This window comes from Rhizobacter sp. P2_G4, from assembly GCF_056403575.1.
The window spans coordinates 317,005-339,185 of record NZ_JBFUFG010000003.1 but is presented as its reverse complement, the minus strand read 5'-3'; the positions used below and the strand labels follow the sequence as shown (position 1 = coordinate 339,185).

18 protein-coding genes are annotated in these 22,181 nt (G+C 63.5%); 2 read left to right on the top strand and 16 right to left on the bottom strand.

The window, feature by feature from the left end:
- Positions 1-6: 6 nt before the first annotated feature.
- From glnT to aptA, 14 genes are all read right to left on the bottom strand, one after another.
- On the bottom strand, positions 7-1,344 hold the full coding sequence (glnT, locus tag AC1DYS_RS14460; RefSeq protein WP_477900232.1) for a type III glutamate--ammonia ligase: 1,338 nt from the start codon (positions 1,342-1,344) through the stop codon (positions 7-9).
- Positions 1,341-2,621 (bottom strand): 4-aminobutyrate--2-oxoglutarate transaminase, encoded by a 1,281-nt coding sequence (gene gabT, locus AC1DYS_RS14455; protein WP_477900230.1) that lies wholly within the window; start codon positions 2,619-2,621, stop codon positions 1,341-1,343. Before gabT ends, glnT begins: the two co-directional genes overlap by 4 nt.
- 152 nt (positions 2,622-2,773) lie before the next feature.
- Positions 2,774-4,267 carry an aldehyde dehydrogenase gene (locus AC1DYS_RS14450; RefSeq protein ID WP_477900228.1) on the bottom strand — a complete coding sequence of 498 codons (1,494 nt, stop codon included), beginning with the start codon at positions 4,265-4,267 and terminating at the stop codon, positions 2,774-2,776.
- Positions 4,268-4,292: 25 nt separating this feature from the next.
- A complete protein-coding gene (locus AC1DYS_RS14445) occupies positions 4,293-5,723 on the bottom strand; it encodes a DUF3138 family protein (protein ID WP_477900226.1) in 1,431 nt (476 codons plus the stop codon).
- Positions 5,724-5,767: 44 nt separating this feature from the next.
- Positions 5,768-6,598 carry an ABC transporter permease subunit gene (locus AC1DYS_RS14440; protein ID WP_477900224.1) on the bottom strand — a complete coding sequence of 277 codons (831 nt, stop codon included), beginning with the start codon at positions 6,596-6,598 and terminating at the stop codon, positions 5,768-5,770.
- Positions 6,595-7,515, bottom strand: a complete 921-nt coding sequence (locus tag AC1DYS_RS14435) for an ABC transporter permease subunit (RefSeq protein ID WP_477900222.1) — start codon at positions 7,513-7,515, stop codon at positions 6,595-6,597. Before AC1DYS_RS14435 ends, AC1DYS_RS14440 begins: the two co-directional genes overlap by 4 nt.
- Positions 7,512-8,600: an ABC transporter ATP-binding protein gene (locus AC1DYS_RS14430; RefSeq protein WP_477900220.1), complete on the bottom strand. Its 1,089-nt coding sequence runs from the start codon at positions 8,598-8,600 to the stop codon at positions 7,512-7,514. Before AC1DYS_RS14430 ends, AC1DYS_RS14435 begins: the two co-directional genes overlap by 4 nt.
- Positions 8,601-8,619: 19 nt before the next feature.
- Positions 8,620-9,726 carry a polyamine ABC transporter substrate-binding protein gene (locus AC1DYS_RS14425; protein WP_477900836.1) on the bottom strand — a complete coding sequence of 369 codons (1,107 nt, stop codon included), beginning with the start codon at positions 9,724-9,726 and terminating at the stop codon, positions 8,620-8,622.
- Positions 9,727-9,823: 97 nt separating this feature from the next.
- Positions 9,824-11,197 carry an aspartate aminotransferase family protein gene (locus AC1DYS_RS14420; protein WP_477900218.1) on the bottom strand — a complete coding sequence of 458 codons (1,374 nt, stop codon included), beginning with the start codon at positions 11,195-11,197 and terminating at the stop codon, positions 9,824-9,826.
- Positions 11,198-11,407: 210 nt separating this feature from the next.
- Positions 11,408-12,496, bottom strand: coding sequence for a DUF1996 domain-containing protein (locus tag AC1DYS_RS14415; protein ID WP_477900216.1), 1,089 nt, complete (start codon positions 12,494-12,496; stop codon positions 11,408-11,410).
- Between the two features lie 187 nt (positions 12,497-12,683).
- Positions 12,684-14,051, bottom strand: coding sequence for a glutamine synthetase family protein (locus tag AC1DYS_RS14410; RefSeq protein ID WP_047496029.1), 1,368 nt, complete (start codon positions 14,049-14,051; stop codon positions 12,684-12,686).
- 66 nt (positions 14,052-14,117) lie between these two features.
- Complete coding sequence (locus tag AC1DYS_RS14405) at positions 14,118-14,903, bottom strand: gamma-glutamyl-gamma-aminobutyrate hydrolase family protein (protein ID WP_477900214.1); 786 nt, start codon at positions 14,901-14,903, stop codon at positions 14,118-14,120.
- 123 nt (positions 14,904-15,026) lie between these two features.
- Positions 15,027-16,367 carry an NAD(P)/FAD-dependent oxidoreductase gene (locus tag AC1DYS_RS14400; protein ID WP_477900212.1) on the bottom strand — a complete coding sequence of 447 codons (1,341 nt, stop codon included), beginning with the start codon at positions 16,365-16,367 and terminating at the stop codon, positions 15,027-15,029.
- 52 nt (positions 16,368-16,419) lie between these two features.
- Positions 16,420-17,724 carry an omega-aminotransferase AptA gene (gene aptA, locus AC1DYS_RS14395; RefSeq protein WP_477900210.1) on the bottom strand — a complete coding sequence of 435 codons (1,305 nt, stop codon included), beginning with the start codon at positions 17,722-17,724 and terminating at the stop codon, positions 16,420-16,422.
- A gap of 134 nt (positions 17,725-17,858) precedes the next feature.
- Here aptA and AC1DYS_RS14390 point away from each other — a divergent pair, with 134 nt between their 5' ends.
- A complete protein-coding gene (locus tag AC1DYS_RS14390) occupies positions 17,859-18,338 on the top strand; it encodes an Lrp/AsnC family transcriptional regulator (protein ID WP_477900209.1) in 480 nt (159 codons plus the stop codon).
- A gap of 25 nt (positions 18,339-18,363) precedes the next feature.
- Here the strand turns inward: AC1DYS_RS14390 and speB are convergent, their stop codons facing one another.
- Complete coding sequence (gene speB / locus AC1DYS_RS14385) at positions 18,364-19,290, bottom strand: agmatinase (RefSeq protein WP_477900207.1); 927 nt, start codon at positions 19,288-19,290, stop codon at positions 18,364-18,366.
- 272 nt (positions 19,291-19,562) lie between these two features.
- Between speB and aceA the strand changes: the two genes are divergently transcribed.
- Complete coding sequence (aceA, locus tag AC1DYS_RS14380) at positions 19,563-20,861, top strand: isocitrate lyase (RefSeq protein WP_477900205.1); 1,299 nt, start codon at positions 19,563-19,565, stop codon at positions 20,859-20,861.
- Positions 20,862-20,938: 77 nt separating this feature from the next.
- Here aceA and AC1DYS_RS14375 read toward each other — a convergent pair whose 3' ends face one another.
- Positions 20,939-22,087 (bottom strand): iron-containing alcohol dehydrogenase, encoded by a 1,149-nt coding sequence (locus tag AC1DYS_RS14375; protein ID WP_477900203.1) that lies wholly within the window; start codon positions 22,085-22,087, stop codon positions 20,939-20,941.
- Between the last annotated feature and the right edge of the window lie 94 nt (positions 22,088-22,181).

Here is a 22,181-nt window from a genome sequence, read left to right as displayed (position 1 = left end):
CAGGAATCAGAACGCTGCGGCGTAGCGCGTCATCTCCCAATCGCTCACGTGKCGGGCGTATTCGGTCCACTCGTCACGTTTCAGTCGAACGAATTCGCCGGACAGTGTGTCGCCCAGCGCAGTGCAGATCACTTCGTCGCCGGCCAAAGCGTCGACGGCCTCGCCCAGGCTTTGCGGCAGCACAGCGATGCCTCGCGCACGGATTTCGGCCAGCGTGAGCTTGAACAAGTCATCGGTGCAGGCGGGCGCGGGATCGAGCTGGCGCTGGATGCCGTCCAGGCCTGCGGCAATGAGGCCAGCCGTCGCGAGATAGGGGTTGGCAGACGCATCCGGCAAACGCCATTCGAAGCGGCCGCCCAGCGTGCGAACGAGCGCCGTGCGGTTGTTGGGCCCGTGCGCGACATAGGCCGGCGCCCACGACGTGCCCGACAGCGATTCACCGACGACCAGGCGTTTGTAGCTGTTGACCGTGGGCGCGGCCAAGGCGCACAGGGCCGCGGAGTGATGCAGCACGCCGGCGATGAAGTGCATGGCTGTCGTGGACAGATTGCGGCCGCGTTCGTCGAAGACGCAGCTAGCCTTCTCGCCGGAGCCGCCCTGGTCCTTCCACATCGAGACATGAAAGTGCATGCCGCTGCCGGGCTGGTTGGCAAACGGTTTGGGCATCATCGAGAACACGCTGCCGTGCTGCTCGGCCAGCGCGTGCGCGGCCATCTTGAACAGCATCAGGTGATCGGCGCTCGCCAGCGCATCGGCGTGGTGGAAGTTGAGCTCGTACTGGCCGTGCGCGTCTTCGTGGTCGATCTGAAAGACGTCGAGCCCACAGGCGGTGAGGCCGTCGCTCAGCTGCTTGAGGAAGTCGCGCTGGCGCGGCAGCGCCTTGAGGTCGTAGGAAGGTTTGTCGAGCGCGTCGTCGGCATCGGCTGCGGCCATGCCGCTCGCCGTGCGGCGCAGCAGGAAGAACTCGGGTTCGATGCCGGTGCGCATCGTCCAGCCCAGCTCCGCGAGACGCGCAACCTGGCGGCGCAGCACCTGGCGTGGGCAGGCATCGAACGGTTCGCCGGCCACGAAGCCGTCGCACACGATGCGCGCGTAGCCTGGCATCCAGGGCAGGGCGCGGGCTGTCTCTGCATCGCCGCGGCCGTAGTACTCCGACCGCGGCCCGGTGCGTGGCAGGCCAGTGCCCCAGATCGACGGACCGGCGAAACCCACACCCTCCTGCAGCAAACCATCGAGATGGGCCAGCGGCACGAACTTGCCCTTGGCCACCCCGTGGATGTCGGTGAATTGCGCGATCAGCGTGTGAACGCCATGCGAAGACAGCGTGTCGCGCAACTCCTTCATGCGGACACGGCGCTGCGCAACGAGACCTTCAGGATCTCGACCGCTTCGTCGAAATGAGCCGACGCGATGGTGAGCGGGAACAGGAATCGGATCACGTTGCCATCGACGCCGCAGGTCAGCAGGATCAAACGGCGCTTCAGCGCCTCGGCCTGCACGCGCCTGGCGAAGTCGGCATGCGGCTCGCCGCTTTCGCGCTGGCTGAACTCCACGGCCACCATGGCGCCCAGACCGCGGATGTCGCTGATCTGCGGCACCTCGGCGCACATGCTGTTCAGTGCGACCTTGAGCGCGTCACCCAGCTGCTGGCCGCGCTCGGGCAGGCCTTCGTCGCGCATCACGTCGACGACTGCATGCGCCGCGGCAATGGCGAGCGGGTTGCCGGCATAGGTGCCGCCCAGGCCGCCGGGCGCAGGTGCATCCATGATCTCGGCGCGGCCTGTGACGGCCGAGAGCGGCAGGCCGGCGGCGAGGGACTTGGCGCTGATCAGGATGTCGGGCAGCACGTCGTAGTGCTCCATCGCAAACAGCCTACCGGTGCGGCCGAAGCCGGTCTGCACCTCGTCGGCAATCATCACGATGCCGTGCTGGTCGCAAAGCTCGCGCAGCCATTGCACAGCCTCGGCGCGGATGACGTTGAAGCCGCCTTCGCCCTGCACCGGCTCGAACACGATGGCCGCCACTCGGCTGGGCTCGATGTCGGCTTTGAAGAGGTGGTACACGGCCTTCTTCACCTCTTCGAGCGAGGTGCGTTCGCAAGGGAAGGGCGCGTGGTAAATCTCGGGCGGGAAGGGGCCGAAGCCCGCCTTGTAGGGCTGCACCTTGCCGGTGAGCGCCACGGCGAACATGCTGCGACCATGGAAGGCACCGCCAAAGGCGATGACGCCCGAACGCTTGGTGTAGGCCCGCGCGATCTTCACCGAGTTCTCGACCGCCTCGGCACCGGTGCTGAAGAGCGCCGTCTTCTTGGCGTGGTTGCCAGGCGTCAGAGAGTTGAGCTTCTCGGCGAGCGCGATGTAGCTCTCGTAGGGCACCACCTGGTAGCAGGTGTGGGTGAATCGCTTGATCTGTGCCTCCAGCGCCGCCACGACCTTCGGGTGGCGATGGCCGGTGTTCAGCACCGCGATGCCACCGGCGAAATCGAGATAGCGATTGCCTTCCACATCCCACAGCTCGCCGTTCTCGGCGCGGTCGGCAAAGAAGGTGCCCATCACGCCCACGCCGCGCGGTGTCGCGGCCGCCTTGCGGGCCATCAGTTGTTCGTTGAGGGAATGGTTCATGGGTGGCTCCTTCTCGCTTGTGATGCCCGAAGCTTGGATGGTCGCATCACACGCACCAACGAGGCAAGATGCCTTATCAAGCCACGCCTAAGGACCGGCTTTGCCAGGTCGAGGGCATGCCCCTCGGGGCAGGAGCGCAGCGACCGGGGCGGTTAATCCAGCCTTATCCAGGTGGTCTTCAGTTCCGTGTATTTGTCGAATGCGTGCAGGGACTTGTCACGTCCGTTGCCGCTTTGCTTGAAGCCACCGAAGGGCACGGTGATGTCGTCTTCATCGTACTGGTTGACGTGCACGGTGCCTGCGCGCAATGCACGTGCCACACGGTGAGCACGGTTGATGTTGCTGCTCCACACGCTGGCCTGCAGGCCATAGCTGGAATCGTTGGCCAGCCGAATGGCTTCTTCTTCGGTCTTGAAGCGGATCACCGACATCACCGGGCCGAAGATCTCTTCGCGGGCAATCTTCATGCCGTTGTTCACGCCATCGAACACCGTGGGCTCGACGAAATAGCCACCGGTTTCCGCACGCACCTGTTTGCCGCCGGCAGCGACGCGCGCGCCTTCATTGCGGCCGGTGTCGATATAGCCGAGCACGGTCTTGAGCTGCGTGTCGTCTACCAGCGCGCCCATTTCGGTGGCGGCATCCAGTGGGTCGCCCGGCTGGTAGCCCGGCGCCTCGGCGGAAACGACCTTCACGAACTCATCCGCGATGCTCTCGTGCACAAACACGCGCGAGGGTGCATTGCACGATTCGCCCTGGTTGAAGAACATGCTGCCGGCAACGGTCTTGGCCGCACGAGGCATGTCGTCGAAATCAGGGAAGACCACAAATGCCGATTTGCCGCCGAGTTCGTTGTAAACGCGCTTCAGGTTGCTTCGGCCGGCGTATTCCAACATCTTGCGGCCCACGCGGGTGGAGCCAGTGAAGCCGATCGCGTCGACCTCCATGTGCAAGGCCAGCGCCTCGCCGGCTTCGTGGCCGTAACCCGGCACGACGTTGAACACGCCTTCGGGCAAGCCAGCCTCGAGCGCCAGCTCAGCGAGACGAAGCGCGGTGAGCGGAGACTTTTCGCTGGGCTTGAGCACCACCGAGTTGCCGGCCGCGAGCGCGGGCCCAAGCTTCCAAGCGGCCATGATCATCGGGTAGTTCCACGGCACCACCGCACCGATCACACCCATGGGTTCTCGCGTGATCAAGGCCAGGGCCGTGTGCGGGGTGGGCGCGATCTCGTCGTAGATCTTGTCGACCGCCTCGGCATACCAGGCGATGCAGCGCGCGGTCGAAGGTACGTCGACCGACTGGCTGTACTTGATGGGCTTGCCCATGTCGAGCGTCTCGAGCAGGGCCAGTTCCTCTTTGGCCGCGAGGATCTTCTCCGCAAAGCGCAGCAGCGTTTTCTTGCGCGCAGCCGGGGCTTGTCGCGCCCAACGCCCCTCGTCGAACGCCTGGCGAGACGAAGCGACTGCGRCGTTGATGTCGGCCGACTGGCCCCGCGCCACCTGGGCGATGGTGCTGCCGTCGATCGGTGAGACGCAGGCAAAGGTCTCACCGGCGCCGGCATCCACGCGCTTGCCGCCGATCACGGCGCGGCCGTCGAGTTTCAGCTTGGCAGCGCGCGCATGCCAGTCGGGTGCAGGCAGATTCATGTCGCCTCCAGCAGATGAGTCTCGGTCAGAAACTGACCACCATGCCGGCCCCCAGCAAGTGGTTCGTCTTCTTGTAGCTACCGTCCTTCACATAGTTGAAAACGGCCTGGCTGGCGCGGTCAAGCCGGTACTCGACCTTGAAGGTGGTGTTCAGGTTGAAAAGATAGCCCATGCCGAGCGACAAGGCGTAGCGGTTGGCACCGGTCTCGGGGTCGTTCTGCGTCCAGACGCCGGTTCCATCGTCGGTGAATCCGGGGCCGATGCCGTTGCGGTCGTCCGAGCCGTAACCCAGCAGACCGCCGCCGTTCTTCTTGTTGTTGATGTAGTCGAACCGGGCAATGCCTTCCAAGCGCGGATTGAACTTGTACGCGGCCAGGGTCGACAGGCCGTACCAGCTTGCCTTGCGCAGATTGCCGGTCTCGGCATCGGCGGTGATGGCGGCGTCTTTCTGCTGGCCATAGCTCACCTGGCCTTGGACCGTCCAGTCGCCGCGAATGAAATAGGCGTCGGCCTCGAACAGGTGGAGAGCGGTGTCCTTGCCTGAGTAGTCAAGGCCGGTGATCGGGTTGGCTGCCAAGCCCGATGAGGTGGTGTCGTCCAGGGCACGGAGGTTGGCGGCTTTGCCGTGCACACCAGCGAAACCGAAACCCTGGTACTCGCCCTTGGAATAGTCCACGCGGTAAGCAAAGACCGGCGTCTTTTCGCCAGAGGACCGCTTGGAGGCATTCATGTTGGCCAGCACGCCCTTGACGATCCACTTGCCGCGCGTGATCTCCATGCCGGCACCGGTGTAGGCGGTGGGCAGCGTGAAGTCGAACAGCAGGTTGTGGGTGATCAACTTGTTGAGCGTGGGCTGCAGATACTCGTAGCCTGACCAGTCGGGGATCTGCCCGGCGATCAGCCGGGTCTGCAAGTCACCCAGCGGAATCGAAACGCTGGCCTCATGCACGATCGAGCTGCCGTCGAACACCGCGCCCACGCCGCGATTGGGTGCCAGTGTCAGACGCCACTTGGTGCCCCCTTCCATTTCCTTCTGGAAGTCGATCATCGCCATGCCGAAGTAGGAGTTGTCGTAGTTGTAGCCGTCGTCATCGATCTTGTTCAGGAACTGAAAGCCAGCCCGGTCCTGCGCCTTGTTGTAGATGAACGAAGGGTCCATCTGCCCGCTGATCTTCAGGCCGCGGAAGCCCATGGACTCCTGGTTGTCTTCGAGCGCTTCAGTCTTGACGACGATGCGGTTGAGGTCTTGCTGCTGTTGCGGCGTCATGCCGCCTTCGGCTGACTTGGCTTCTGCGTCCTTGAGCTTCTTTTCGAGGGCGTCGATCTTGTCCTTGAGGGCTTTTTGCTCCTTGCGCAGATCGTCCAGGGACTGCGCTACGGACTGCGCGCTGGCGGCCAGCGGGAAGGCGGCCAGCAAGGCCAGGGTGAGGGCGGTGGGGTGCCAGAACTTCGTCATGGTTTTTCTCCTCTTGGCTGCGGTTGGTTGTCTTGGGGTGGGATTCAGTTGCGCGCGGCTTCGGCCATGTCGCGCGCGCGCTTGCGCTCATTGCGCACGATCATCAGGCTGGCCAGGATCACGCCGATGGAGACCACCAGCACGATGATGGTGGCCACGGCGTTGACGCTGGGGTTGAGCCCCAGCCTGGCACGCGAGAAGATGACCACAGGCATCGTGGTGGAGCCCGGGGCGTTCAGGAATGACGACAACACGACGTCGTCGAGCGAGATCGTGAAGGTGAGAAGCCAAGCCGACAGCAATGATTGCGAAATCATCGGCAGCGTGACCAGGTAGAACACCTCCCAGGGGCGTGCACCGAGGTCCATGGCGGCTTCTTCGAGCTGCGGGTTCAAATCGAGCAGCCGTGACTGGATCACCACGGTGGCATAGGCCATGCCGGCCAGTGCGTGAGCGAGCCAGATGGTGAACGCACCGCGGTCCGGGAAGCCCAGCGCGCGCTCGACGGCCACGAGCATCAGCAGCAACGAGATGCCCACGATCACGTCGGGCATCACCAGCGGCGCGTTGACCATGCCCGAGAACATGGTGCGCCCGAAAAAGCGCTTGTACTTGACCAGAGAAAACGCGGCCATGGTGCCGAGCAACACCGCGGCGGTGGCGCTGAAGAACGCGATCTTCAACGACAGACGCAGCGCACCGAGCAGATCGTCGTCAGAGGCGAGGCGCACATACCAGTTGAAGGTGAAGCTGCGCCACACGTTGGGAATGGGCGAATCATTGAACGAATACAGCACCAGCGCCACGATCGGCAGGTACAGGAAGACGAAGCCCGCAGTCAGCCAGCTGCGGCTGACGAGTCGCGTCATCATCATCGCGAGCCCTCCTGCGCTTCGGCTTCGTATTTGTTGAAGATGGCGATGGGCACGATGATCAGCAGCACCATCACGACGGCCACAGTCGATGCGACCGGCCAGTCGTTGTTGCTGAAGAACTCATCCCACATCACACGGCCGATCATCAGTGTCTCGGGGCCGCCCAGCAGCTCGGGGATGACGTATTCGCCGATGCAGGGAATGAACACGAGCATCGAGCCGGCGATGATGCCGGCCTTCGAGAGCGGCACGGTGACCGTCCAGAACGCCACCCACGGGTTGGCGCCCAGGTCGGCTGCGGCTTCGAGCAGGCGCAGGTCCATCTTCGAGAGGTTGGCGTAGAGCGGCAGGATCATGAACGGCAGGTAGGTGTAGACCATGCCGACCGACAGCGAGAACGAGGTGTTCATCAGCTGCCCGGGCGCTGCAATCAGCCCGCCAGCGGCCAGCACGTGGTCGAGCCGCAGGAAGACGATGATCTCGTAGACCCAGCCGTGTTCGGAGAGCAGGCCCTTCCAGGCGTAGACGCGCAACAGGAACGATGTCCAGAAGGGCAGCATCACAAGCATCAGCAGCACCGGCTGGAAACGCTTTTCGGCGCGCGCCATGAAATAGGCGAAGGGGTAGCCGATGGCCAGGCAGATCACCGTGGTGACCGCGGCGTAGCGCAGGCTGGAGAGATAGGTCTTGAAGTAGAGATCGTCCTGGACGATGTAGAGGTAGTTGCTGAACTTCAGCGTCAGCTGCATTACCCCTTCTTTCCAGGTCAGCAGGTTGCCGAAAGCCACGCCCTCCATCTCGGACAAGCTGATCTTCAGGATCACCAGGAAGGGCAGCAGGAAGAAGACGATCAGCCACAGGTAGGGCACGCCGATGACGGCGAAGCGGCCTACGCGAGACGACTTTCCTCTGATCATGACGTCAGCACCACCTGCGCAGAAGGCGACCAGCTCGCCCAAGCCGTGTCACCCCAGGTCAGCGCGTCTTCAGCATGCCGCTCGGTGTTGCTCTCGTTGACCTTCAGGATCATTCCGCTTGGCAGCTCGATGCGGTAGACCGTCCATGCGCCGAAATAGGCCTTCTCCTTGACCTTGCCCGAGGCCATGTTGTGCTCGCCTTCGGGCTTGGTGGCGCTGATGCGAATTTTCTCGGGCCGCAACGCCACGGTCACGTTCATTCCCTCGGTACCGGTGATGCCGTGGCCGACGTAATGCTTGCAGTCGGCGCAATCGATGATCACGTGGTCGGGTGCGTCGTGGGACAACACGCCATCCATCAGATTGACGTTGCCGACGAAGCCTGCGACGAAACGGTTGGCCGGCGTTTCGTACATCTCGCTCGGCGTGCCGATCTGCAGGATCTGGCCCGCGTTCATGACGCCGATGCGGGTGGACATCGTCATCGCTTCTTCCTGGTCGTGCGTCACCATCACGCAGGTCACGCCCACGTTTTCGATGATGTTGACCAGTTCGATCTGGGTCTCTTCGCGCAGCTTTTTGTCGAGCGCGCCCAGCGGCTCGTCCAGCAGCAGCAGCTGAGGCTTCTTGGCCAGGCTGCGCGCCAGCGCCACGCGCTGCTGCTGGCCGCCTGACAGCTGGTGCGGCTTGCGCTTGGCGAACTTGCCCAGCTGCGTCAGCTTGAGCATGGCCTCGACCTGCTCGGCGATCTTGTCCTTGGGCATCTTTTCGCGCCGCAAGCCGAAGGCGATGTTGTCCCACACCGTGAGGTGTGGAAAGAGCGCGTAGCTCTGGAACATCATGTTGATCGGGCAGTCGTAGGGTGGCATGTCTGCCATGTCCTTGCCATTGAGCAGGATGCGCCCCGACGTGAGTGTCTCGAAACCTCCCAACATGCGCAGCAGCGTCGACTTGCCACAGCCCGAAGGCCCGAGCAAGGCAAAGATCTCGCCCTTTTCGATGTCGATGCTGACGTTGTTGACGGCCTTGTAGCCGTCAAAGTCCTTGACTACGTTTTGTATTTGCAGGAATGAAGATGCGCCCATGAGGGGAAGGTCGATTCGATTACAAGCCGGTCTTGAAAGAGGTGTAGGTGCGCGTCATCAGGCGCCGCATGTCGTTGGAGATCGCGTCCGGTGCCGACATCTTTGCCATTTCGGCATCGGTCGGGAACACCGTCGGGTTGTTGGCAATCTCGGGCTTGATGAACTTGCGCGATTCCTTGTTGGGGTTGGCGTAGAACACCTTGTTGGTAAGCGCCGCGTCGACCTCGGGGCGCATGATGTAGTCGATGAACTTGTGCGCATTGCCGGGATGTGCGGCATCGGCGGGGATCACCATCACATCGAAGAACAGCAAGCCGCCGGTCTTGGGGACGAAGGCCTGGATGTTCTGGCCTGTCTTGCCGTCGATGGCGCGCTGGCGGGCGATGTTGATGTCACCCGACCAGCCCAATGCCAGGCAGATGGACCCGCTGGCCATGTCGTTGATGTAGCCCGAGGCACTGAACAGCGTGACGGACGGGCGCACGGTTTTCAGCAGCGCTGCGGCAGCGGCGTAGTCGCCTGGGTTCTTGCTGTAGGCCGGTTTGCCGAGGTACCACAGCGCTGCCGGGACCACCTCGGTCGGCGAGTCGAGGAAGGACACGCCGCATGACTTCATCTTCGAGATGTACTCGGGCTTGAACACCAGGTCCCAGATGTTGTCGGGCATCGGCGTGCTGCCGAGCGCGGCCTTGACCTTCTCGACATTGATGCCAACCGTGGTGTAACCCCACAGCCAGTTGACCATGTACTGGTTGCCTGGGTCGAGCCTCGCCAGCGCGGCTTGCAGTGCGGGATCGAGGTTCTTCAGGTTGGGCAACTGCGACTTGTCGAGCTTGCGCAGCAAGCCGCCGTCGGCCTGCAACTTGGCCCAGTGGCTGGACGGCACGACGATGTCATAGCCCGTCTTGCCCGCCACCAACTTGGCGTGGACGATCTCGTTGTTGTCGAAGGTGTCGTAGCGCACCTTGATGCCGGTTTCTTTTTCGAAGTTCTTCAGCGTGTCGTCGGCGATGTAGTCCGACCAGTTGTAGATGTTCAGTACCTTCTCTTCTTCCTGTGCGCCAGCGGGTGCGGCCGCGAACAGGAGCGCCGATACGGACACGGCCAAACTCAGAGCACCGAACATCTGCTTCATCACCTTCTCCTTCGTGTTGAGGTATCAGTCTAGGCAGCGCGCCCATGGGGCAGCTTGCTCGCAAACCCCGTGCCAAAGCACCGCTGCATCAGAGCCAGCCGCGCTGCTTCAGTTCGGCGTGGGTCAAATCGAGACACTGGCGGATCAGCACGACCATCTCGTCGATCTGAGCCAGGGTCATCACCAGCGGCGGCGCAATGATCATGCGGTCGCCCACGGCGCGCATGATCAGGCCGTTGCCGAAGCAGTGGGCCCGGCACAGCATGCCCACTTCGAGCGCGCTGTCGAAGACCTCGCCGGTGCCTTTGTCCTTGACGATCTGCAGGGCGCCCATGAGGCCGCACGTCTGCGCTTCACCGATCAGCGGGTGGTCAGCCAGCGCCTCGAAGTGCATCGCGAGATGGGGCCCGAGGTCTTCGCGCACACGATCGACCAGGCCTTCGCGCTGGACCAGGCGGATGTTGGCCAGCGCCACGGCGCACGCGACAGGGTGGCCCGAGTAGGTGTAGCCGTGCGCGAACTCGCCGCCCTGGTCGATAAGGACGCGTGCCACGCGATCGCCCACCATCACGCCGCCCAGCGGGATGTACCCCGAGGTCACGCCCTTGGCGAAGGTCATCAGGTCAGGCTTGAAGCCGAGCGTTTCGCAGCCGAACCAATTGCCGGTGCGGCCGAAGCCGGTGATGACCTCGTCGGCGATCAGCAGGATCTCGTACTTGTCGCAGATGCGCTGGATCTCCGGCCAGTAGGTGGCTGGCGGCACGATCACGCCGCCGGCGCCTTGCACGGGTTCGCCGATGAAGGCGGCCACCTTGTCGGCACCGATCTCCAGAATCTTGGTCTCGAGTGCTCGCGCAGCCTTGAGGCCGAAATCGTCGCGGCTCAGGTGGCGGTCGCTCTCGAACCAGAAAGGCTGTTCGATGTGCACGATGCCGGGGATCGGCAACCCGCCTTGCTCGTGCATGCCGCTCATGCCGCCGAGCGATGCGCCGGCCATCGTGGAGCCGTGGTACGCGTTGTGGCGGCTGATGATCACGCTGCGCTGCGGCTGGCCCTTGATGTCCCAGTAGCGGCGCACCATGCGCACGTTGGTGTCGTTGGCCTCCGAGCCCGAGCCGGCGAAGAACACGTGCTTGAACTGCGGCGGCGTCACCTGAGCCAGCAGCTCGGCCAGCTCGATGGCGGGCGGCGTGGCGGTCTGGAAGAAGGAGTTGTAGAACGGCAGCGTCTTCAGCTGCTGGGTGGCGGCGTCGATCAGCTCCTGCCGGCCATAGCCCACGTTGACGCACCACAGGCCTGACATCGCGTCGAGGATCTTGTGGCCGTCGCTGTCCCACAGGTAGATGTTCTCGGCGCGCGTGATGACGCGTGAGCCCTTGCCGGCGAGCGATTTGAAATCGGTGAAAGGGTGGAGGTAATGTGCCGCGTCGGCGGCTTGCCATTCTTGGGTGGTTCTTGTCATGGTGGCTCGTGTGCGATTCAGACCTGGAGCGGCAGGCCTCTGGCCACCCGCTTGCCCTGCGTTGTCACGTTTTCACGGCGTGAGTATCAGCCGTGAAGTCTACGAGCCAGCCGCCGGGCCCTCCGCGAAGAGTGTGCCCGGCTGGCAGGCGAAGTCAACCTCGAAACCGCTCACAACACAAATGGTGTGAGCCGGTCAAACGCCTGAAGGTCAGGGGATGATCATCATGCGGCCGTCGCCGAGCAGATGAGAGTGGCAGTCTTTCTGCTCGCGGTCGCACTTCTGCGTCCAGACCTTGACGATCTCGGGCTTCCAGGCCATGAAGTAGTCACCGTGGCCGCTGTAGCCGGCCGGCTTGGACACGTCGTAGTTGTCGCTCGACAGGCGCCAGTACTTCGTCTCGCCCGTGACCTTCACCTGGTAGAGGATCTGGTACGCGATCTGGGGCAACGCAACGGGGTGCGTCGTCGGGCAGTTGCCGGTGTTGTTGGCCTTCACGTTGACCGGGTTGGTCATGTGGCTCTTGTGGTCGGGTGAATCGAGGTTCACGCCGTCCCAGCACTGCGGGAAGTCGACGCCCATGATGAGCCAGCTCCCATCGCCACCGGGGCAGTTGGTCGGGATGCTGGCGCTCCATTCTGAATTGCCGCCACTCCATACGCAGGAGTACATCGCCGCGCTGCTGGGTGCGCTCGGGTTGCCTTTGGCGTCGCCGGAGATCATGCGCAAGCCCAGAGGCACTTCGCTGATGACGTTCGGCGGCAAGGCGTAGCCGGTCTTGTAATAGAAGTTCGACTCGAACATCGGCGCCAGCGGGGCACCGGTGCGGGTGTCGATCATCGACGGCACCCAGTACGAGCTGCGGTTGATCGTGCCGCCGCGGCAGGTGCTGTTGCCCGCGGTCGACAAGCTGGTCGGCGTCGAATAGGCGTCGATGCCGGTGTTGCCGAAGAAGGTGTGCAGATGGCTCTTGCCCGGCTGATTCGGGTACACGATGGGATCGTCGAAGGCGAACTTGGTCAGCTGGCAACCGGTGCGAAAGGCACCAATGTCGGACGCAGGCGCAACCTCGTCGGTGGCCTTCAGCATGTCTACCGCCCAGCCGCCCACCGGGTTCTGATGCTTGGTGACATCCGGAATCAGGCTGGTGTCGACGTAGACCGATGTGGCGGCCGGCTCAGTGGTTGAGCCTTCCGTCGCTCCGCCCGAAGACCCACCACCTCCGCAAGCGGAAACGACGAGCAAAGCCATCAGGGTCAGGCAGCCAGCGGGCATGCCTGCGCGAGTGCAGACGTTCATTTAAAAATTCCCTCCCAAACCAGATCGACTGGTACGCCCTCAAGCCGCCTGTTGTCTCGGCAGATCGTCGAAGCCCGGTCGCTCAGCGACTCTCATCGAAGCGGATGTCACGACACAAGGTCGGCATCAGCCTGCACAGCTCCGAGATTGGTTTTTGGTCCCTACCTCAAGACGCGAACATAACACCTCAAACGTGCAGCAGGAGGTGCTCCCGCTCCCACGGAGAGATGACTTTCATGAATTCTTCATGCTCGATCTCTTTGACTTCTGAGTAAACCGTGATGAAAGACTTACCAAGCACGTCGTGCAGGTCTTTTTCGTCGGCCAGCCACCCGAGCGCTTCGCTCAGCGATCGCGGCAGCTGGTACTCGGACAGGTAGGCGTCGCCCTTGCACTCGGCGGCCGGCTCGATGTGGTTCTTCATGCCGAGGTAGCCGCAGGCCAGCGTGGCAGCCATGGCCACGTACGGGTTGGCATCGGCGCCGATCACGCGGTTCTCGATGCGCCGAGCGGCCGGTGTGGCCACCGGCGAGCGAATGCCAACGGTGCGGTTGTCGGTGCCCCATTGGATGTTGATCGGCGCAGCCGTCGAGCGCGCCAGGCGCCGATACGAGTTGACGTAGGGGGCGAAGAGCGCCATCGCGGCCGGCGTGTACTTCTGCAGGCCGCCGATGTACCAGTAGAACTCCTTGCTGGGCGAGCCGTCGGGGTTGCTGAAGATGTTCTTGCCGGTGGCCTTGTTGAGGATGCTCTGGTGCACGTGCATCGCGCTGCCCGGCTCGTTGGCCATGGGCTTGGCCATGAAGGTGGCGTACATCTCGTGGCGCAGCGCTGCTTCGCGAATCGTGCGCTTGAAGAAGAAGACTTCGTCGGCCAGACCGAGCGGGTGGTCGTGGAAGAAATTGATCTCCATCTGCCCGGCGCCGACCTCGTGGATCAGCGTGTCCACGTTGAGCTCCATCTGCTCGCAGTAGGCGTAGATGTCTTCGAACAGCGGGTCGAACTCGTTCACCGCGTCAATCGAATACGCCTGGCGCGAGGTCTCGGCGCGGCCGCTGCGGCCCTTGGGCGGGCGCAGCGGCGTGTTCGGGTCGGAGTTGCGCTCGATCAGGTAGAACTCGAGCTCAGGCGCGACCACCGGCTCCCAGCCTTCGGCTGCATACAGGTCGCAGATGTTGCGCAGCACCGAGCGCGGCGCGTAGGGAATCATCTTGCCGTCGCGGTCGAAACAGTCGTGGATCACCTGCGCGGTCGGGTCGACGGCCCAGGGCACGATGCGCACGGTGCTCGGGTCGGGGCGCAGGTGCATGTCGCGATCGGTCGCGTGGATCACGTCGTAGTACGGGCCTTCTTCCGGGAATTCGCCGGTCACGCCGATGGCCACGATGGCCTCGGGCAACCGCATGCCGCGGTCTTCGGTGAATTTTTCGCGCGGAAGAATCTTGCCTCGGGCCACGCCGGTGAGGTCAGGCACCAGGCATTCGATCTCGGTCACGCGCCTGTCGTTGAGCCACTGCTCGAGATCGCTGAAGTTGAAGTTGTTCTTGTCCACCATGAGAGTCACCTGTTTGAGTTGTAGGCCGGTGTGCTTGCCGGCCGGAGCAACCGCACGTGGTGGGCGCTATCGGTCGGGCTCTGGGCGGCGGTCTCTGAACGATTGGCAGGCGGCACCGAAGGCTTTGAAAAGGCGCAGGGAGATCGGGTTCTCTGCTGCCTTCCACTCGGGGTGCCACTGCACGCAGAGGTTGAACGAGGGCGCTGTGGGCATGGAAAAGGCTTCGACCAGACCATCAGGCGCGCGCGCTTCGATGCGCAGGCCGGGTGCCAGCTGCCTGACGCCTTGGCCGTGCGCAGTGTTCACCATGAACTCGCGCGTGTCGACGATGGGCTCGAGCGCGCCGCCCGGTTCGACATGAACTTCATGCGCGAAAGCGTATTGCTCATCGGGCGTCTTGTCGGTCACGCCGCGGTGATCGCGTTGGCCGGGGATCTCTTGCACCGCCTGGTAGAGGCTGCCACCGAGCGCGACGTTGGCTTCCTGGAAACCGCGGCAGATCGCGAAGAGCGGAATGCCGCGCGTAAGGGCCCGCGGTACGAGCGGCAGCACCCACGCGTCGCGGTCACGGTCCAGCGGCAGGCTGGTGTCATGCACTTCTTCGCCGAAATGGCTGGGGTGCACGTTGGACGGCGAGCCGGTGAGCAGCACACCATCGGCGTGGTCGAGCAGCTCGTCGACTTCAGAGGCATGCACGAATGGCACGACCAGTGGCAGGCAACCGGCCAGGCGAACCGCGTCGATGTATTTTTTGCCTGCGACGTGGAAGGGGTGCAACCCGATCATGCGGTTGCAGGCGGGGATCAGGACAACCGGCTTACGCACCGGTGATGTTCGAGGAGAGGCGCTCATTGGGCTTGCTGCGCAGCGGTTGTTGGCCGCTGACGCACTGGGCTTTCTGTGGACGAAGAGTGAGCAATGAGTGTGCCCGCAACACCGGCGAAGTCAACCAGCCCGGGTTGTGCAGCAAGGCTTTCACAACATGTCCTTCAGGCGGTAGTACGCCATGCCCAGCACGAGTGCCGGTGTTCGCAGCAGGCGTCCACCCGGAAAGCGGCGATGGCGGATGCGGGCGAAGGTATCGAAGCGGCGCGCATCTCCATCGATGGCTTCGGCCACCAGCTTGCCGGCGAGCCCCGTCAACGCGAGCCCGTGGCCCGAGAAGCCTTGCAGGTAATACACGTTGCGGTAGTCGCGCGCTGCACCTGCGGAGGGCACGGAGCCATCCATCACGTCGGCAAGCCGCCCGAAATCAGGGGCGCGGTTCATCGAGATGTCGACAAAGCCGCCCCATGAAAACTCCACCGGTGTGTTGGCCAGCTGCGGAAAGGTGGTCGCCATGCGGCGTTGCATACTGGCCTCGAGATTGGGCGGCGTGGTGGCGCTGTAGCTCACGCGGCCGCCGTACAGCATGCGGTGATCAGCGGTCGGCCTGAAGTAGTCGAGCACGAAGTTGGTGTCGCACACCGCCGAGCCCGAGGGCACGAGCGACTGCGCGAGCGCCGCATCCAAGGGGGCCGAAGCAACGATGTAGGTGCCGACCGGCATGATCCGGCTCTCGATTTGCGGTGCAAGACCCTGCAGGTACACATTGCCCGCCAGCAGCACGTGCGAGGCGCGGACTTCGCCGGTGGCCGTGCGCAACCGGGCGGTGTCGCCTGGAATCAACTGCGTGACCGCCGAGTTTTCGAATACCTGCACACCGAGGCTGGCGGCAGCGCGAGCAAGGCCGAGGCTGTATTTCAGAGGGTGCAGGTGGCCAGAGCGCGATTCGTGAGTGCCGCTGTGAAAGCGCGGGCTGGCGATCCACTTCGGCATGTCTTTCGGTTCGATCCATTCGGCCTCAAAGCCGTAGGTCGCCTGCATGTGCTCGAACCAGGTGCGAAGGTCGCGTGCCTTGCGTTCGTTGACAGCAAGGCTGAGGTATCCGCTGCGCCATTCGCAGTCAATGTCGAAGCGATCGCAACGTTGGCGGATGAGATCGAGCGCCTCGAGCGTCATGCCCCATACGCGCCGGGCCTCGTCGAGCCCGAGCTGTTCTTCGATCGTGCCTTGCTCGCAGGCAAGCCCGACGATGGCCTGCCCTCCGTTGCGGCCCGAAGCACCCGACCCGACCTGCCGGGCTTCGAGCAGCACGACGCGATAGCCCCGATCGGCAAGTTCGATGGCTGCCGAGAGGCCGGCAAGCCCACCGCCGACGACGGCCACGTCGCAGTCGACCTGCGATTGCAGCGCCGGGTAGTGCTGCGTGCGCTGCACCGTGGCAGCGTAATAGGAATTGCGGGCGAGGTCGCTGTCGGCGCTCAGAAAGCTCATACCTTATGCGCCAGGCATCGTCCTTGTCGAAATGCGGTTGTGTGCCCGAAGGTCAAGCTGCGCGCTTGATCGCATCGGACAGGGTGCCGACGATCTGGTCGATGTGCTTGTTCTCGATGATGAGCGGCGGCGACAGCGCGATGGTGTCGCCCGTCGTGCGGATCAGCAGGCCCTTTTCCCAGCAGTCGAGGAAGACCGAGAACGCGCGCTTGCCCGGCTCACCGGGGATCGGTGCGAGCTCGATGCCGCCGACCAGGCCGATGTTGCGCACGTCGATGACGTTCGGCATGTCCTTCAGCGAGTGGACGGCGTTCTGAAAGGTGGGCGCCATCTGAGCGCCGCGGGTCAGCAGGTCTTCGTCGGCATAGGTGTCGAGCGTGCCCAGCGCCGCGGCGCACGCCAGCGGGTGGCCTGAATACGTGTAGCCGTGGAAGAACTCGATCACGTGCTCCGGGCCGGTCATGAAGGTGTCGTGAATTTTCTGCGTGGCGAACACAGCCCCCATGGGCACGCTGCCGTTCGTCAGGCCCTTGGCCACGGTCATCAGGTCGGGTGTGACGCCGAAGTGCGTGGCAGCGAAAGGCGAGCCCAGGCGGCCGAAACCGGTGATGACCTCGTCGAAGATCAACAGGATGCCGTGCTTGTCGCAGATGCTGCGCAAGCGCTCCAAGTACCCCTTGGGCGGAAGCAGCACGCCGGTGGAGCCGGCCACCGGCTCGACGATGACGGCCGCGATGGTCGAGGCATCATGCAACGCGACCATGCGCTCGAGGTCATCGGCAAACTCGGCGCCGTGCTCAGGCTGGCCCTTGCTGAAGACGTTGCGCGGGTCATGGGTGTGGCGGATGTGGTCGACGCCGCTGAGCAGCGTGCCGAACATCTTGCGATTGGCCACCATGCCGCCAACCGAAATGCCGCCGAAGTTGACGCCGTGGTAGCCGCGCTCCCGGCCGATGAGGCGGGTGCGCGAGCCTTCGCCGCGGGCTCGGTGGTACGCGATGGCCATCTTCAGCGCCGTCTCGACCGATTCGGAACCCGAGTTCGTATAGAACACCTTGTTCAGCGCGGCCGGCGTGAGCTTCACCAGGCGCTCGGCCAGTTCGAACTGCTTCGGGTGGCCCATGTTGAAGGGCGGTGCGAAATCCATCTCGGACGCCTGCTGACGGATGGCTTCCACGATCTTCGGCCGCTGGTGGCCAGCGTTCACGCACCACAAGCCGGCGATGCCGTCGAGCACCTGGCGCCCCTCGGGCGTCCAGTAATACATGCCTTCGGCGCGAGAGAACAGCCGCGGGGACTGCTTGAACTGCCGGTTGGCGGTGAAGGGCATCCAGTAGGCGTCGAGCTTGTCGGTCATGGTCTTTTCTCACATGAAATGGCGCTGAAGGATCCAGTCTAGTTTCTTCGCCACGAAATTTGCGTGCGCAATGCTGAGGAGCATTGCACCTCAAAGCAATATCATGCCGCCACAGCTACCTCTCTTCGAACAATATGCCAAAGACACGCCCGATCGTGCAACTCGATGCGACGGATCGCGCCATCCTGACCGTTTTGCAGGAGGAAGGAAAACTGTCGAACGTCGAGTTGGCCCAGCGAGTTCACCTGTCTCCCTCGGCCTGCCTGCGGCGCGTGAAGGCGATGGAGGACAAGGGCGTCATCGGCGGCTACGTGGCACTGCTCAACGCCCAGGCTGTGGGGCAGGCCGGCACGAGCTTCACCATCGTCAACCTGGAGAAGCTGAGGCCCGCCGACTTGGCGGCTTTCGAGCAGGCCGTGCGCGATGTGCCGGAAATCCTTGACTGCTTCTACGTGGCCGGCTCGAACGACTATCTGCTGCGCTTCACCTACAGCGACGCGTCTGACCTCGAGCGCTTTCACGTCGACGTGTTGGAGCGCCTGCCGGGCGTCGTGCGTTCGAACTCGATGCTGGTGCTGCGCACCGTCAAGAAGACCACCGCGCTGCCGCTCTGACGCGCTGAGTCTCTGAAGCTCTGAATCAGTGCTTTGCGTTGGCGATGCGGCCGCAGAGATAGGTCCACACGAAGCAGGCCGCGGCGTAGCTGGTCAGTTCGGAGTGGTCGTAGGGCGGCGCCACTTCGACGCAGTCCATGCCGACGAAGGGCAGGTCCGCCAGCTCTTCCAGCAGCGTCAGCACCTGGTTGGTCGTCATGCCACCGGGCTCAGGCGTCCCGGTGCCGGGGGCGAACGCAGGGTCCAAGCAGTCGATGTCGAGACTCAGGTAGACGGGCGGATTGCCGTGCCGCGCCAAGCGGTCGCGAATGGCGGCAATCACCGGGGCGAGTTGCGATGGGCTCTCCAGTCCGCGGAGTGACCGCGCCGTGAAGATCTGGCCGCCCTGGTTGCTGACGTACTCGCGGGCTTCGCGCTCCCCAGAGGATCGAATGCCCAGTTGGGTGAAGCACTCCTTAATGACCAGGCCTTCTTGCATCGCCTCATATACCCAGGTGCCATGGCCACTCGGCTCGCCGAAATGGTTGTCCCAGGTGTCGCAGTGCGCATCGAAGTGGATGACGGCAAGAGGCTTTCCCAGCCAGGCCTTGTAGGCGCGCAGCAAGGGCAGGGTGACCGAGTGATCGCCTCCGATCCAGGCCATGTGATGGCTGCGTATCAAACGCTCGGCCAGCGGAGCGAGTGCAGCACGCATCGACTGGAGGCTGGTGTTGGGCAAGGGCAGGTCACCGGCGTCGCCGAGCTGGCCTTCCGGCGTGAGGTTGAAGTGCGGATGTGTGCCGTCGCACAGCATGTGGCTGGCTTCGCGAATCGCACGGGGGCCGAAGCGGGCGCCTGGACGGTTGGTCACGCTGCCATCCCACGCGATGCCGGCCACGGCGTACGGCAGGTCTGCGTTGGCGGGCGGCGCCTTCAGGAAGGCGTTGTTGGAGAGGAATGCGAAGGAACTCATGGCGATGAGCTTGCCATGGACGCTGCCTTTCGCATGCAGGAAAGGCGTTTTCGCAATGTGATATTGGTGGATGCTGCGGTGCCGCATTCCGTATCATCTGAAAGGAAACGAGTTCGCATCATGAAATTGATGTCTTAACTCATTGATTTCATTGGTGAATATTTATAGTCTTATATAAGACATAAGTCTTCGCCAGAAGAACGGCTGGGACTATTCTTGAGGCACAGATTTAGTCCTTCTGCCTACCTTCTTCACCATCCTAGGAGTTCATCATGACCCAGCTGACCCGTGAACAACAGATCGCCGCCCTTGAGAAAGACTGGGCTGAAAACCCCCGCTGGAAGGGCATCAAGCGCGGCTACAGCGCCGCCGATGTGGTGCGGCTGCGGGGTTCACTGCAGGTCGAGCACACGCTGGCCAAGCGCGGCGCCGAAAAGCTGTGGAACCTGATCAACACCGAGCCCTTCGTGAACTCGCTGGGCGCGCTGACGGGCAACCAGGCCATGCAGCAGGTGAAGGCCGGCTTGAAGGCCATCTACCTGTCGGGCTGGCAAGTGGCGGGCGACGCCAACAGCAACGGCGAGATGTACCCCGACCAGTCGCTGTACTCGGTGGACTCGGTGCCGAAGTGTGTGAAGAAGATCAACGCCACCTTCGCCCGCGCCGACCAGATTCAGTGGAGCGAAGGCAAGAACGACATCGACTACTTCGCCCCGATCGTGGCTGACGCAGAAGCCGGCTTCGGCGGCGTGCTGAACGCATTCGAGCTGATGAAGGCCATGATCGAAGCGGGCGCCGCCGGCGTGCACTTCGAAGACCAGCTCGCCTCGGCCAAGAAGTGCGGCCACATGGGTGGCAAGGTGCTGGTTCCTACCCGCGAAGCCGTCAACAAGCTGGTCGCTGCGCGCCTGGCTGCCGACGTGATGGGCGTGCCGACCATCCTGCTGGCGCGTACCGATGCCGAAGCCGGCGATCTTGTGACCACCGATGTCGATGCCAACGACAAGCCCTTCCTGACCGGCGAACGCACGGTCGAAGGTTTCTACCGCACCCGCAACGGCCTCGAGCAAGCTGTCAGCCGCGGCCTGGCCTATGCCGAGTACGCCGACTTGATCTGGTGCGAAACCGGCAAGCCTGACCTGGCTTTCGCCAAGCAGTTCGCCGACGCCATCCATGCCAAGTTCCCGGGCAAGCTGCTGTCGTACAACTGCTCGCCGTCGTTCAACTGGAAGAAGAACCTCGACGACGCAACGATTGCCAAGTTCCAGCGCGAACTGGGCGCCATGGGCTACAAGTACCAATTCATCACGCTGGCCGGCTTCCACAGCCTGAACTACTCGATGTTCGAGCTGGCTCACGGCTATGCGCGCAACAACATGAGCGCCTTCGTCGAACTGCAAGAGAAGGAATTCGCAGCCGCCGAGAAGGGCTTCACCGCCGTGAAGCACCAGCGCGAAGTGGGCACCGGGTACTTCGATGCCGTCACCACGACCATCGAAGCGGACGCCTCGACCGCTGCACTGAAGGGTTCCACCGAAGACGAACAGTTCTTCGACCAGAAACACGGCTGATTCGCAGCCTTGTAAAGAAGCAAGCCCGGGAGACCACAAGTCTCCCGGGCTTTCTTTTCTTGGGTTGCCGTCGCTGGCTACATCGACGCTTCGAGCATTTCGCGGTATTCCTCGCGCGTGGCAATGCGGGGGTTGGTCTTGTGGCAGTGATCGGCCATGGCGCCGTCGATCACTTTCTCGAACAGGTCGCGCGTGACGCCCATCGCGGCCAATCCGGAGGCCAGGCCGAGTCGGGCGTTCATGCTGCGCAGGGCTTCAGCCACTTCGGTGCCTTTGCTGTCGCTGCTGCCGATGCCCATGGCGTAGGCCATGCGCTGCAGGCGACGGTCTTTCACCATCGACTCGGCACTGGCGTTGAACATCACGACCGCCGGCAGGAACATCGCGTTCAGCGTTCCGTGGTGCAGTTTGTGATTGACGCCGCCCAGGCTGTGGCTCAGCGAATGAACGCAGCCCAGCCCCTTCTGGAACGCCATCGCGCCTTGCATGCTGGCGCTCATCATCTGCCAGCGCGCCTCTCGGTCCTGGCCGTTGCGGGTGGCGCGTTCGATGTGCGCCCAGCCGCGTTCCAGGCCGTCCAGGGCGATGCCGTCTGCCGGCGGATTCACGGCCGGCGCCATGAAGGTTTCCATGCAGTGGGCGATGGCGTCCATGCCGGTGGCGGCTGTCAGCAAGGAGGGCAAGCCCAGCGTCAGTTCCGGGTCGCAGATGGCAGCCCGCGGCATCAGGTGCCAGCTGTGGAATCCGAGCTTGCGCCCGTCGTCGACGATGACGATGGCGCCACGCGCCACTTCGCTGCCGGTGCCGGCCGTCGTCGGCACGGCGATCACCGGTGCCACGGCGTCCGTGATCTTGGGGCTGCCGCCTTCGATGGTGGCGTAGGTCTTCATCGGGCCGGGGTGGGTCGCGGCAATGGCCACGCCCTTGGCGAGGTCGATGCTGGAGCCGCCGCCCACGGCGATCAAGCCATCGCAGCCATTGGCTTGGTAAACGGCGACGGCCGCGCGCACCGCCGCTTCGGTCGGGTTGAACGGCGTCTGGTCGAATACCGCATGGGGCACCTTGCCCAGGGCCGCCAAGGCCCTGTCCAACACGCCGGCCGCCTTGACGCCCGCGTCGCTCACGACCAAGGGCTTCTTCATGCCGATGCGCTCGCATTCTTGCGGCAGCAGCGCAATGGTTCCGAATTCGAGCTGGATCTGCGTCAGGTAGTTGATGAAAGCCATGGTGCAAAGGCCGTGCGAGTGGGGCAATCAGTATGCTCTGGCACACTGCCGCGTTCCATCGGTACATCCCATCGGTCCCCTGTGAGCCAAGCCC